Genomic DNA, 13,802 nt, shown 5'->3' with positions numbered 1-13,802 from the left:
GCCGCCGCCGCGTCCGGGGCGCTGGCCGCCGTCCCCGAGCGCGGCGGCAGCGCTCTGCTGAGCTCCGTGGCCGGCACGCTGGTCCGGGCGTACACCGCGATGGGGCGGATGGACGAGGCGGCCGGCGTGCTCAGCCGGCCCGTCCCGGCCCCGCTCACCTCCAGCGTGCACGGGCTGGCGTATCTGCGCGCCCGCGGCGTGCACGCGCTGGCGACGAGCCGGTTCCACGCGGCACTCGGCGACTTCCTCGACGTGGGCCGGCGGCTCAAGGGCTGGTCGCTCGACCAGCCGCGGGTGCTGCCCTGGCGGGTCGACGTCGCCGCCGCGCTGCTGCGGCTGGGGGAGACCCGCCAGGCGGAGCGCTTCCTGAAGGACCAGATGGCCACCCAGGACGCCCTCGACCCGTGGCTGCGCGGCATGACGCTGCGGCTGCGCGCCGAACTGGCCGAGCCCAAGGAGCGCCAGGAGCTGCTCGCCCGCGGGGTGGACGAGCTGCGCCGCACCGGTGACCGCTACCACCTGGCGGTGGCCCTCGCGGACTTCAGCGAGGCGCTGCACGCTGCGGGCGAGCCGGCGCGGGCCGGCATGGTCGGCCGCCGGGCCTGGCATCTGGCCCACGAGTGCGGGGCGTACACCCTGTGCGAGCGGATCCTGCCCGGCCACACCCAGGACGCCGGCGGGCCCGGTGACAACGGGCAGCTGTCCAGCGCCGACCTGGTGGCCACGCTCAGCGAGTCGGAGAAGCGCGTGGCCATGCTCGCCGTCTACGGGCACACCAACCGGGAGATCGCCCAGAAGCTCTACATCACCGTGAGCACCGTGGAGCAGCATCTGACGCGCGCCTACCGCAAGCTCAACATCGCCGGCCGCCAGGAACTGCCGGCGGATCTCCAGCTGTCGGCCGTGGACTTCGCCTGACGGCACGGCAAGCGCATGGCAAGCCCCGCCCGGCCGGGCGGGGCTCTGGCTGAACCCTGGCGCGCGCGGGGCAGACGCAACCGTGCGCGCCCCGGTACGGGCCCGCCGGCCCTGGGCGGGAAGCGCCCCGCGGGACAAGCTCAGTCATGACGGCACCCACGAAAGGGCGCATCATGACGATCCCCGCACACCCCGGGCCCTGGCGCGAAGCGTCGCCGGGCGAGCTGCACAAGGCGCTGCTGGACCAGGTCGAGGAGCGGCTCCACGCCCTGCTGGACGAGGAGTTCCAGCGCCGCCGCACGGCCGAGCCGCGTGCGATGACCCTCGTGGAGGGCATCTCCGAGTTCGTCCGCGCCGGCTCCCAGCGCGTCCGCGCGGTCATCTGCCTGAGCGGCTTCCTCGCCGCGGCCGGCGACCGGGCCGGCGGGCCGGCCCGCGAGCAGGCGGTGGCCGCCGCGACCGCGCTGGAGCTGAACGACACCTGGCTGCAGATCCGGGCCGACGTCCGCGACAATGCCCCGCTGCGCCGCGGCATCCCCACCCTGCACATCAGCCACGCCGCCGAGCACGAGCGCAACGGCTGGCGCGGGGAGTCCCGCCGGTTCGGCGAGGGCACCGCCGTACTCGCCGGCGATCTGACGCTGGCCTACGCCGGCCGGCTCGCCGCCGGACTGCCGCAGGGCGCGCGGCGGTGGTGGGACGAGCTGTGCGTCGAACGGACCCTGGGCGCACAGGCGTCGGCGGCCGCCGCCACGGAGTACCTCGACGACCCCTGGCCCGGACGGTGCGTCACCGACTGCCACAGCGGCTGCGCCGCCGGCTGGTACGGGCTGCGCCACGCCCTGCGCATCGGCGCCGCGGTGGCGGGCCGCGAGGACGAACTGGGCGACGCCTTCGACGGCTACGCCCGCGCCCTGCACGCCGCGTGGCGGCTGCGCGGGTTCCTCGAGGGCGGGCCGGGGTACGACGCGGACGCGCTGTTCCTGCGCGACGTGGCGTTCTTCGGGCAGAGCAGGGAGCCCGCCGAGCGGACCATCGTCGACCTCATCGACCAGGCCGTCGAGGCGGTCGCCGACGCACCGCTCGCGCCGGGCTGGCACGCCGAACTCGGCCGGCTGGCGCTGCGGGTGTCGGGATGCGAGCGGTGAGAGCGGCCGGGGCGCCGCGGGAGGCGGCTGCCCGGGGGGCGGTCACGCCGGTGGGCGCCGCGGCTCGCCCGGCCGCAGCCGGGCCAGCCAGTCCCGCAGCGCCGCGTGGCGCACCGCCCCGCCCTCGTCCCTCGGCAAGGCACCCACCACCTCGAACCGGGCGGGCAGGAACGCCTCGGCGACGCCCTGTGCGGCGAGGAATTCCCGCAGCGCCGCCGATCCCGGCGGTTCGGCCGCCACCACCGGCACGACCACCGCGCACGGCAGCTCGCCGTGCTCCGGATCCGTGTAGGCGACGACCGCCGCCTCCCGCACCCCCGGGTGGCGGCGCAGCCCCTGCTCGATCTCCGTGGCGGGCACCAGGAAGAACGCCCCGGTACGCGCCCCGGCGCGGGCCACCACCCGCAGCCCGCCGCGACCGTCGGCGGCGGCCAGGTCCCCGGTGTCCAGCCAGCCGTCCCCGTCCCCCCAGGTAGGCCGGGGGGACGGGGAGTCCAGCGGCCAGACACCCAGACAGACCGAGGGGCCGCGCACCCGCAGCGGTCCGGCCGCCGTACCGGCCGACACCTGGAGCCCCGGCAGCGGACGCCCGCCGTCCGCGCCGGGCGCGAGCGTGCCCATGCCCAGCTCCGGGGTGCCCCACACGGACATCACCGGGGCGCCCAGCTCCTCCCGCAGCCCCCGCAGCAGCTCCGGGCTGCTCCCGGTCCGGCCGCCGGACAGCAGCAGCCGCAGCCCGTCCGGCACCCGCTCCGGGCCGCGCCGGGCGGCGAGGACCTCCGACCAGTAGGCCGGCTCGGCGTACGCCTGGTTGACCCCGGCGTGCCCGGCCAGCCGGACGAACCCGGCCGGGTCCCAGCGGTCCTGTACGACCCCGGTGCCGCCCACGGCGAGCGGCCAGCACAGCGCGTAGATGAGCGAGGCGAGGGAGGTGAGGGGCAGCGCGCTGAGGAACACCTCGCCGGGGCGGCGGCCCGGACCCTCGCGGTCGTGCTGGACGCCGATGTTGGCGTACAGGGTGTTGGGGGAGTGCAGCACGCCGGTGTAGCGGTCGCCGAGGTCCATCACCGTGACCAGCAGCCAGGGCCGGTCGGCGGCGTCGGCGGGCAGCGGCCGGCCGCGCCAGGCCGGTGCGCGTTCGTGCGGGGTGCGCAGGAACCAGCCCGCGAAGTCGACGGCCCCGGTGGCCGCCGCGTCGCCGTACACCACCCGGTGCCTCAGCCACGGCGTGTGCGGCGCCAGATCGGCCAGCGCCTCGGCGTGCGGGAAGCCGTCCCACACGTCCGGCACCACGCACACCCGGGCCCGGGTGCCGGCGAGGATGCGGTGCAGCCCGTGCGCCCGCACCGTGGGCAGCACCGGCACCGCCACGGCGCCCAGCCGCAGACAGCCCAGCGCCAGCGCCGCCACCTCCCACCAGCTGGGCAGCTGGACGGCCACCGGATCACCCGCCGACACGCCGAGCGCGGCGAGCCCGGCCGCGCACCGTTCGGCGAGCCGGGCCAACTCGCCGTACCGGACGGTCCGGTACGGCCGCCCGGCGGGCAGTCCCAGCCGGCTGCCGGTGAGCGCGGGCCGCAGCGGATCGGCCGCCGCCGTCCGGTACAGGTCGTGCAGCAGCGTCGTGTCACGCCACCAGCCGGCCGCCCGGTACTCCTGCGCGACGCCCTCGGGCGGGAGCAGACCCCGCTCCGGCGCGAGGGCCGCCGGCCACGTGATCACGCCCACCGCCCGACCGCACCGGCGACCTGCACCCGGGACGAGCAGCCCAGGCGGCGCATGATGTGCCGCACATGGTTGACGACCGTCCACTCCGACAGCTCCAGCCGGGCCGCGATCTGCCGGTTCGTCAGACCCTCGCCGACGAGCAGCGCCACCTGCACCTGGCGCGGGGTGAGCGTCTGCGTGGCGGGGTCCGCCGCGACGACGGCCCGCCGTCCCGTGGACGCCGCCGACAGCGCCTCCAGCGCCGCGCCGGCCGCGTCCAGCCGCACCCCCTCGGCCCAGGCGGTGGCGAAGTCCGCCCAGATTAGCCGGGACGCCAGCGCCGTACGCAGCTTCTCGGCGGCGGCCTGCCGGTCGTCCGGGAGTACGGCGCCCAGCCGGCGGCGCAGGGTGTCCGCGGCGGCCAGCAGCCGCACCGCCCGCGGTTCCTGGCCGGGGCGCAGGTTCAGTGCCACGGCGAACTCCTCGAGCGCGTCGGGGAGTTCGGTGCGCTCGCCGGTCTCCCGGTAGCAGCGCAGCGCCTCCCGCAGCAGGGCGTCGGCGAGCTCCGGCTCCTCGCCCTCGGCGGCCATCCGCGCCCCGGCGCGCAGCGCGCCCGCCAGCCCGCGGGTGTCGCCGATCCGGCGGAACACCTCCACGGAACGGTCCAGCAGCTGCTGTGCCTTGTTCCGGTTGCCCTGCAGCCGCATCACCTCGGCGAGCCACACCCCGGTCTGCGCGGCGGCGGCCGTGGCCCCGAGCGCCTCCACCGAGCTCAGCGCCGTGACGAGCACCGCCTGCGCGCCGGACAGATCACCGGTGGCCAGCAGCGCCGCCCCCAGCCGGGCCGAGGTCAGCGCGTAGGCGCGCTTGTCCCCGGCGCCCTTGCTCAGCGTCAGCGCCCGGCGGTACCGGCGCACGCCCTCCAGCGGGTCGCCGAGCGCCGTGGCGAAGCCGGCGGACATGGCCGCGACCCGGCCGCGCAGCGCCTCGGGCAGCGGCGCGCCGGCGTCGTCGGCCACCCGGTCGGTCCAGCGCAGCCCCGACCGCAGCCGGCCGTGCGCCAGCCACGGCAGCCGGCAGCCCAGCAGCAGCTCGGCCGCCGCCTCCCGCTGCCGCAGCTCCAGCAGCCACGCCACTGCCGCCTCCTGCTCGGCGCCCTCCGGCCCGGTCTCCCGCAGCCAGCGCGCCTGTTCGGTTCCGGCGAGCCCGCGCGCGGCAGCAGCCACCAGCTGCCGGCAGCGTTCGGCGTGGGCGCCGCGCGCCGCCTCGTCGCGTCCCTCCTGGGCGGCCCGGTCGCGGCAGTACGAGCGGACGGGCTCCGGCACCGCGAGCCGGGCGGCGGCCGCGCCCTCACCGGCGACCCGCACCAGCCCCCGGTCCAGCAGCTCCTCGACCGCCGACTCCTCGACGGGCGGGCTGATACCGGGCGCGGGCGGTGCGAGGGCGAACCCGCCCTCGTACACCGCCAGCCGCTCCAGCGCCTCCATGAGGCCCGGCCCCAGCTCCCGGCAGCTCCACCGCGCCAGCGCCGCCAGCGACCGGTGCCGCTCGGGCGCCCCGGACGGACCGCCCGCGAGCACCGAGGGGTTCTGCCGCAGCCGGGCGAGCAACTGCTGCGGCGGCAGCAGCCGCAGCCGCGCCGCCGCCAGCTCCAGCGCGACGGGCAGCCCGTCCAGCAGTGCGCACAGGGCGGCCACGGCCTCCGCGTTCTCGGCGGTCAGCGCGAAGCCCGGATCGGCGTCCAGGGCGCGCTCCTCGAACAGCGCCACCGAGGCGTACGACCGCAGCTCGTCGGGCGAGAGCGCCTCGCCCCCGCGCGGCGGCACCGGCAACGGCGCCAGCGGAAGCAGCCGTTCGCCGCGCAGGCGCAGCGGCTCGCACGCCGTCGCCAGCACCACGAGACCGTCGTGACGCCTCAGGAGCTTCGACACGGCGGCGGCGGGCGGAGCGGTGCCGTGCTCGCCGTCGTCCAGGATGAGCAGGGTGCGTCCGGCGGCGTCCGGCAGCTCCGCACCCTGCTCCACGTCCGCGGCCCACACCACGTCGGCGAATCCGGTGCCCGCCTCGGCCGCCGCCGCCTCGGCCAGCACGCTCTTGCCGACGCCGCCGGGACCGGTGACCGTCACCAGCAGCGGCCCCGGCGCCTTCAGCATCCCGCACAGGGTGGTCAGTTCCAGCTCCCGCCCGACCAGCGGGGCGACGACCGGCATGGCTTCCCTCCTCACCGGCGGGCCGTGCGCGGACGCAGCCGCCACAGCCCGGGCCGGATCTCCAGCGCCCACGGATGGGGCTCGCCCTGTTCCCCCGCCAGCGCCCGCAGCGAGCGGCGCGCGAAGGACTCCAGCCGGGTGTCGTCGAGCTGCTCCGCCAGCCGCAGACAGCGGCGGAACCACCGCTCCGCGTCCGCGGACCCCTCGGCGCCCGCCGACTCCAGCGCGAGCAGCGCCATCGCCCGGCTCGCCTCGTACGCGGTGGCCGGATCGTCCGCGTCGGCCACCACCGCCAGCGCGGAGCGCAGCAGGCTGCCCGCCTCCTCGCGCGCGCCCGCGTCCAGGCACAGCTCCGCCAGCCCCACCAGGGAGCGCCCGTACTCCTCCCAGTGCGGTGCCTGACCGGCCGCCGCCCGCGCCCGCCCGTACAACTCGCGGGCCTGGCCCAGCCGTCGCTGCTGCCAGGCCAGATCGCCGAGCACGCGCAGCATCCGGGCCTCGGCGGCGCCGTCGGCGCAACGGCGCGCCGCCTGCAGCGCCATCCGGCAGACCGCCGCGGCCGCGTCCGTCTCGCCCCACTGCTCGTACGGCGTCGCCGCCGCCAGCCGCACCGTGAGCGGCCACAGCTCCGCGTCGTGAGCGGCCCGGACCAGCCGTACCAGCGCACCCCCGCGCAGCTCCGGTACGACACCGCCCGCCTCCGCCTCCTCCGCGTACTGCGTGCACATCCGCCGGGTGGCCGCGCGGGTGGCGGCCGGGTCGGCGCGGGCGGCCAGCCGGCCGGCCGCGAGCAGGCGCAGCAGCTCCGGGATCCGGTAGCCGCCCTCCGTCGCCTCCACCAGCCGCGCGTCGGCCAGCCCTTCGACCACGACGAGCGCCGCCTCCTCGGGCAGCCCCAGCACGGCGGCGGCGTGCCGCACCGCGAAGTCGCCCGGCGGCAGCAGTCCCAGCAGGGTGAAGTCCCGCTGCTGCCCGGCCGTCACCGCTTCGTACGCCTCCAGCAGCAGCGCCTTCACGTCGATGTCCCCCGCCCGCAGCAGCGACAGCCGGGTGTCCTCGTCCCGCAGCCGGATCGCCAGCGTCGCCGGTGTCCAGTGCGGCCGCTCCGCCAGCAGGACCTGCGCGGCCCGCAGCGCCGCGGGCAGCCCGCCGCACAGCGCCGCCAGCTCCGCCAGGGCCGGCGAGCCGTTCGTGCCGCCGCTCTCCGCCAGCAGCTCCACCGCCTCGCCGGTCCGCAACGGCCCCAGTTCCAGGGTGCGTACGGCCTCCAGCCCGGCCGGCAGCCGGCGGCAGGTCAGCAGTACCGTGCAGCCCGCCGCGGCGGCCCGCAGGATCGGGCGGATCTGCGGCTCCGCGGACACGTGGTCCAGCACCAGCAGCGTCCGCGGACCGGCCAGCACCCCGCGCAGCGCCTCCTCCGTCCCCGCGCCCGAGTCCGCCGAGCCGGCCTCCCGCAGCAGCAGCGCCACCGCCTCGCCGGCCGTCACCGGCCTCGCGCCGGAGGCACCCAGGTCGACCAGCAACTGCCCGTCGGGGAAGGCGTCGGCCGCCCGCCACGCCGCCTGCACGGCCAGCGCGGACTTGCCGGACCCCGGCATCCCGGCCACCGCCACCCGGGCACCGGCGGGGAGTTCGCGCAGCAGCCGCTCGGCCTCGTCCAGCTCGGCCATGCGGCCGACGAACCCCCGCACGGGGGCGAGCCGCCCCGGGGCCGGCGGCGGACCGGCCGCCACCACCCGCCGGGCCCCGCTGGGCGTCAGCAGATCGGCGTCCCCCGCCAGAATGCGCTGGTGCAGCTGCCGCGGCTGCGGGCCCGGCTCCACGCCCAGCTCCTGCAGCAGATGGCGGCGCAGCGCCGCGTACACCTGCAGGGCGTCCGCCGGCCGGCCGCACCGGTACAGGGCCACCATCAGATGCGAGTGCAGGTCCTCGCGCAGCGGATGCCTGGTGGCCAGCGCGTGCAGCTCCGCGATGAGGTCGGCGTGCCGGCCGAGCTGCAGATCCGCCAGGATCCGGGCGCTCAGCGCGGTCATCCGCAGCTCGCTCAGCCGTACGGCCGCGCTCTCCAGCAGCGCCCCGTGCGGTACGCCCGACAGCAGCGGGCCGCGCCACTGCTCCAGCGACAGCCGCAGCAGCCGCGCGGCGCCCGGGAAGTCCGCCTCCGCCAGGAGATGGCCGCCACGGGTGTAGAGGTCCTCGAAGACGGCGGCGTCCACCTCTTCGCGCGTCGCCTCGAACACGTAGCCGGGGCTGCGTGTCACCAGCGCCTTGCGGCCGGCCCGGGGATCGGCGTCGTGCAGCAGCTTGCGCACCTGCGAGACGTACACCTGCAGTGTGGTGGTCGCGGTGCGGGGCGGCGCCTGCGGCCACAGCTCGTCGATGAGATGGCTGGCGGAGACGACCTCGCCCGCGTGCACCACCAGGGTGCCGAGGACCACCTGCAGTTTCGCCGCGCGCGGCGTGTGGGTGACTGACGGATCGGGGTCACTGCGGATCTCCAGCGGCCCCAGGATCCGGAACCGCGAACCGAGCATGGGAGTCAGCCTTCGACGTCGCCTGTCTGCCGTGCCGTTCAGTGATCCTGGATCACCACGGTGCGTGCCTCCGCGACCGAGCGCCGGCGCTGGGTGACGGTCAGCGTCACCGGCACCGAGGAGCGCCCCTCCGCGTCGTGGCCGAGCGGACCGGCCACGGCGACGCACCGCAGCGGCAGGTCGAGCTCCGCCTGCCCGCGGAAGTGGACCTGGATGGAGCCGAGGGTGCTCGACTCCGCCCGGAGGCCGTGCGCGCGCCCCGCCGCCACGAGGGACGACTGGCGCAGCGCCTCCAGCAGGTGCAGTGCGGTCAGCTGTCCCGAGGCCGTGTCGAACACCGGGTCCACGTTCTCGGTGAGCAGCCAGCTGGTCAGCCAGCCCTGCGCCGCCCGCATCGGCTCGCTGATCACCACGTTCCGCGCCGAACGCCGGCCGGTCTCCGCCGGGTCGACGGGCACGAGCGGCCCGTCGGGGGAGTCGTCCAGCTCCGGTGTGGACAGCGTGGCGCGGCGGGTGTGCTCCACGTGCTTGCGGTGCACGTTGGAGTTGAGGAACACCAGCCTCGCGGTGCCCTCGGCGCAGCGGGCGTCGGCGACGGACACGTCCAGCTGGAAGTCCAGGCCCCGGGGTACGTCGTTGACCACGTTCGCGGGCCTGGCCCGGATATGCGAGGTCAGCGGCACGGGGTCGGCGTCGCGGACGGGGTCGGCGCGCCAGGCGGACGCGTCCGTGACGGTCAGCGTGAACTGGTAGAACAGGCCCGGCCGGTCCTCCGGGATCGAGAAGTACCGGTGGCCGATGAACTCGCCGACCTCGCGGATGGTCTCCGTGGCCACGAGCATGTCGTGGAAGACCCCGGAGTTGTCGTTGAACAGCGGGTGGTCCACCGGCAGTTCCGCGGCGAGGGAGAAGTTCTCCTCCCCGAGGCTGGGCGCCTGCAGGAAGTAGCGGTCCCCCACGGGGGCCCGGTGGATCAGATGGGACGTTCCCGTGACCGCGCTGCCGGGAACCGTCCGGATCGAGGCTGGGCCGTTCTCCACAGTCATGTCTTCTCCTTGTCCGGGTGCCATGGTGAGCCGCGTCGTGTGGCTGCTGCCAGGCGCGCGGCGGTGGCAGCAACTTGCAGTGCAGCTACGCGCCTCCGGCGCGACGCGGCTGTGGGCGGGGGGCCCGCCCGGGCCCGCGGGGCCGGCACGGGTGCCCTGGCACGCGCCCTGCCGGCGGCCGCCTGGCCCGGCTGGGTGCCCTGGCACGCGGCCTGCCGGCGGCCGCCTGGCCCGGCTGGGTGCCCTGGTACGCGGCCCCTTGGCAGCCGCCTGGCCGGTACGGCATGCCCTCCGGGCGTTCCGGACGGCGAACACGGAACCCCCGGCCCGGTGGGGCCCGCAGCCCACCCGACGACACCCGACATACCCGCAGGTCAGGGAGGCGAATCCCCGCGGGGGACGCCGGGAGGTGCTCCGCCACGCGCGGCGGGCGTGCCTTACGGCGAACACGGAACCCCGGGCCCGGCAGGGCCGCAGCCCACCCGACGGCACCCCACATGCGCGCAGGTCAGGGGGCGAATCCTCGCGGGGGACGCCGGGAGGTGCACCGCCACGCGCGGCGGGCGTTCCGAACGCCGAACACGGGACCCCCGGCCCGGCGGGGCCTGCAGCCCACCCGATGACACCCCACATGCCCGCAGGTCAGGGGGGCGAATCCCCGCGGGGACGCCGGGAGGTGCACCGCCACGCGCCGCGGGCGTGCCGGACGCCGAACACGAATCCCTGGCCCGGCAGGGCCGGAGCCCACCCGACGACACCCCACATGCCCGCAGGTCAGGGGGCGAATCCCCGCGGGGGACGCCGGGAGATGCTCCGCCACGCGCGGCGGGCGTTCCGGACGCCGAACCGGATCGGCTTCCCGCGCACTGCGCCCGGTACGGACGCTCTCGGCTCCCGGGTTCCTTAAGGCCCCGGGCGGCGGGCGTTGCCGCTGGTCGGGGTGCTCGCCGAGCCCGCGGAGCGCGTGGCGGCGGCCGTCGTGGCGCGGCCCCAGTCGGCGGCGGCCGTACGCAGCGCCAGGGGCGGTCCGGCGCACCGCCGGTGGTGGCCGCCGTGCGCACCGCCCAGGGGCCGGCCGCGCGGCGGGCGCGCGCCCCCGTCAGCTGGGGCTTTAGCCGGATCCAGGCATCGGCGGGGAGCGTCTGCCGTACCCGGGCCCCGCCTTCCAAGGGCTCGCCCCTCGCCCCGGGGGTGGGCATACCCTCCCTGGCGGGTGGGGCCGGATCCCCCTGGGGCGCGGACTGCCGCCTGGAGCCGACGAGATGACCACCGCACACCCCCGGGTGAGGCTGCGAGGCAAACCCGGCCCCCAGCCGAAGGCCCCCGCACGCCGACTGGTCGCCGGCTACGCCGCCGGCTCACTCGTGACGGGTACGTTCACCACCCTGCCGGGGCTGCTCCTGCTGCCCTACCTCACCGACATCCTGGGCGTCGGCGCGGCGCTCGCGGGCGCCGTCGTCTTCGCCCCGAAGGCCTGGGACGCGGTGCTGAACCCGATGGCCGGCCGGCTCAGCGACCGCACCCGCACCCGCTGGGGCGCCCGCAGGCCGTACGTGCTCGCCGGCGGCCTCGCGGTGGCCGCCGGCTTCCTGCTCACCTTCGCCGGCCCCGCCGACGGCACCGCCGGCGCGTGGTTCTGCGCCGCCGCCTTCCTGCTCACGGCGACGGCGTTCGCGTTCTTCCAGGTCCCGTACGTCGCGATGCCCGCGGAGATCACCGACCGCCAGGAGGACCGCGTCCGGCTCGTCGGCGGCCGCGTGGCGGTCATCGGCGTGGCGGCGCTGCTGGTCGGGGTGGCCGGACCGGCGATCGTGGACGCGGGCGGCGACGGCGTGGCCGGCCACCGCTGGGTGGGCGTGTTCGCGTGCGTGGTCGTGGCGGCCGGCGCCGTGGCCGTGTTCGCCGGCTCGGCGCGCGCACCTCACGGCCGCGTACTGACCGGCCTCCCGGGCGTACGCCGCCAGTTCGCGGCGGCCCGCGCCAACCGCCCGTTCATGACGCTCCTGTACTGCGTCGTCCTGCAGTCGATCGGCACGGGCGTACTGATCGCCGGCGCCCCGTACTTCGCCGACCACGTACTGGACGGCGACCTCGGCCTGGGCGCCCTCGTCGCGGCGTTCGTGGCCCCGAACCTGCTGACGATGCCGCTGTGGTCGCGCCTCGACGCCCGCATCGGCAGCGCCCGCGGCTACACCGTCGCCTCGGCGCTCTTCGCCACCGGAGCCCTGCTGTTCCTGGCGGCCCCGGCCCTGCCGTCGGCCGGCGTACTGCTGGTGATGCTGCTGGCCGGGACAGGCCACGCCGGACAGCTGCTGCACCTGTACGCGATGCTGCCGCACCGCATCGCCCGCGACGCGGAACGCACCGGAGAGCAGCAAGCCGGCCTGCTGTCGGGCGTGTTCACGACGGGCGAGGGCCTGGGCGTGGCCGCGGGCCCGTTCCTGTACGGCCTGACACTCCAGCTCTCGGGCTACGTCTCCTCGGACTCGGGCACGGTACGCCAGACCCCGGCCGTCGAACTGGGCATGCTCTGCGGCTTCGCACTGATCCCCGCCCTGGCGGTGATCGCGGCCGTCCTGGTGCTGCGCAGACAGCCGTCCGAACAGGCGTGACGGCACCGGCACCCCCTCGGCCGCCGGACGACGTACGCAGCGCGCCCGAAGACAGGTAGCCGCTACTCGATACGCACCGCCCCCGCCCCGCCACGCTGGTGACCTCACCGTGCCGACAGCGATGCGAGGGAGGGGCGATGCGCAGATTGGCGGCGCTGCTCGGTGTCATGACCGCGGTTGCCTGGGGGGTGGTGGCCGAGCCGGCCCAGGCGACCGTGGCCGAGCAGGGGCGGTACGCGTTCACCGAGGACTACACGTACAACGACTGCGGGTATCCCGTCGACTTCCACCAGGAGGTCAGCGGGACGTACAGCATCCGGGCGGGGAAGGGGGACGAGACGTCCGCGTTCTTCCTCACCGAGGTCAGCTCCGTCCGGCAGACGCACACCCGTGCCGAGACCGGCGGGTTCTTCACCGTGGAGGCCCGCTCCGTCACCAAGGAGACCGGGGCGCGGCATCTGGAGGGCGACCTGTTCGAGTTCACCACCATCGTGGCCGGCCAGCCGTTCACGGTGCGCGACTCCGACGGCGGCATCGTCCTGCGCGACCGGGGGAACCTGACGTACCGGACCGTGTGGGACACCCAGGGGGACGACCAACCCGGGGGGATCTTCCTGGAGTTCCTGGGTGCCGAGAGCCACGGACCGCACCCCGGCTTCGGCGCCGACCTGTGCGACATCGGCGGCGATCTGATCGGCACCGGTTCGCACGAACGCCTCACCGCCCGGCCGGCCGGCACCACCGCCGCACCGCAGGGCTACTACGAGTACCTGCCGCCCGGCTACGGCGCCGGCTCGGGGTCTCCGCTGCTGGTGTCGTTCAACGGCTTCGGCGAGAACGGCGACGGCTCCGCCGCCGAACTCCCGCTGCTGCTCGACACCGGTGTGCCGTACTACATCGACCGCGACGGCTGGGCCGCCGACCGCCCGTTCGTCGTGCTCGCACCGCAGCACCCCAACCCGGCCGACGACCCGCGCTACAGGCCGTGCGACGAGGCGACCCACGGGGGCACCTGCGCCATGGAGACCCAGCACGGCCTCGGCCACCCGCCGGGCACCTCCCCGTGCACGACGCCCGACGAGGTCGACGCCTTCCTCGACTACGCCGTGGACGCGTACGACATCGACCCCCGGCGGATCTACCTCACCGGGCTCAGCTGCGGCGCCTTCGGGGTCTGGGAGTACGTGGCCGACCACGGCGCGGAACGCGTCGCGGCCGTGGTGCCCATCGCCGGCAGCGGACAGCCCGCGTGGCGGACGGCCGGCTGCGCGCTCGGCGAGGTCGCCATCTGGGCGTTCCACAGCCAGGGCGACGACGTGGTGGACTCGGCCGGCAGCATCGAGCCGTTGCAGGCGCTGCAGGGCTGCCCGGCTCCGCCCCGGCGCGACGCCGAGCTGACCGTCTACCCGGACGGCGACCACGACGCGTGGTCGCGGACGTACAGCGGCGCCGAGGGCCACGACGTGTACGCGTGGCTGCTGCGGAACGTCAACTGAGGGGCGTACCGGGCGCGTGGGACGGCGCAGTCGCGCCGTCCTCCGCGTCCGCGAGCTTGCGCGTCACGTACGGCACGCGCTGCTCCTCCTCCGGGTGCAGGAGGTTGTGCCGCTCGACGTCGACGGCCTCG

8 protein-coding genes are annotated in these 13,802 nt (G+C 76.5%); 4 read left to right on the top strand and 4 right to left on the bottom strand.

What is annotated here, in order from left to right:
- Both AB0M28_RS37285 and AB0M28_RS37280 read left to right on the top strand, forming a co-directional pair.
- A partial coding sequence (locus AB0M28_RS37285) for a helix-turn-helix transcriptional regulator (protein WP_365414724.1) occupies positions 1–918 on the top strand: 918 nt, incomplete at its 5' end.
- 173 nt (positions 919–1,091) lie between these two features.
- Positions 1,092–2,066 (top strand): polyprenyl synthetase family protein, encoded by a 975-nt coding sequence (locus AB0M28_RS37280; protein ID WP_365414723.1) that lies wholly within the window; start codon positions 1,092–1,094, stop codon positions 2,064–2,066.
- 42 nt (positions 2,067–2,108) lie between these two features.
- Here AB0M28_RS37280 and AB0M28_RS37275 read toward each other — a convergent pair whose 3' ends face one another.
- From AB0M28_RS37275 to AB0M28_RS37260, 4 genes are read right to left on the bottom strand one after another with little or no spacing between them, the layout of a single operon-like run.
- Positions 2,109–3,794 (bottom strand): AMP-binding protein, encoded by a 1,686-nt coding sequence (locus AB0M28_RS37275; protein WP_365414721.1) that lies wholly within the window; start codon positions 3,792–3,794, stop codon positions 2,109–2,111.
- Positions 3,785–5,983, bottom strand: coding sequence for a LuxR C-terminal-related transcriptional regulator (locus AB0M28_RS37270; RefSeq protein WP_365414719.1), 2,199 nt, complete (start codon positions 5,981–5,983; stop codon positions 3,785–3,787). Before AB0M28_RS37270 ends, AB0M28_RS37275 begins: the two co-directional genes overlap by 10 nt.
- Positions 5,984–5,994: 11 nt before the next feature.
- Positions 5,995–8,517 (bottom strand): BTAD domain-containing putative transcriptional regulator, encoded by a 2,523-nt coding sequence (locus AB0M28_RS37265; protein ID WP_365414717.1) that lies wholly within the window; start codon positions 8,515–8,517, stop codon positions 5,995–5,997.
- A 38-nt stretch (positions 8,518–8,555) separates the two neighbouring features.
- Positions 8,556–9,563 carry an AfsA-related hotdog domain-containing protein gene (locus AB0M28_RS37260; RefSeq protein WP_365414715.1) on the bottom strand — a complete coding sequence of 336 codons (1,008 nt, stop codon included), beginning with the start codon at positions 9,561–9,563 and terminating at the stop codon, positions 8,556–8,558.
- A 1,262-nt stretch (positions 9,564–10,825) separates the two neighbouring features.
- On the opposite strand from AB0M28_RS37260, the gene AB0M28_RS37255 reads away from it, so the two are divergent.
- On the top strand, positions 10,826–12,175 hold the full coding sequence (locus tag AB0M28_RS37255; RefSeq protein ID WP_365414713.1) for an MFS transporter: 1,350 nt from the start codon (positions 10,826–10,828) through the stop codon (positions 12,173–12,175).
- A 137-nt stretch (positions 12,176–12,312) separates the two neighbouring features.
- Entirely contained in the window at positions 12,313–13,671 is a 1,359-nt protein-coding gene (locus tag AB0M28_RS37250; RefSeq protein ID WP_365414712.1) for a hypothetical protein, read from the top strand.
- Positions 13,672–13,802: the final 131 nt, after the last annotated feature.

The organism is Streptomyces sp. NPDC051940, assembly GCF_040680895.1.
GTDB lineage: Bacteria > Actinomycetota > Actinomycetes > Streptomycetales > Streptomycetaceae > Streptomyces.
The sequence above is the reverse complement of the archived record's forward strand: the minus strand, read 5'-3'. Positions and strand labels throughout refer to the sequence as shown.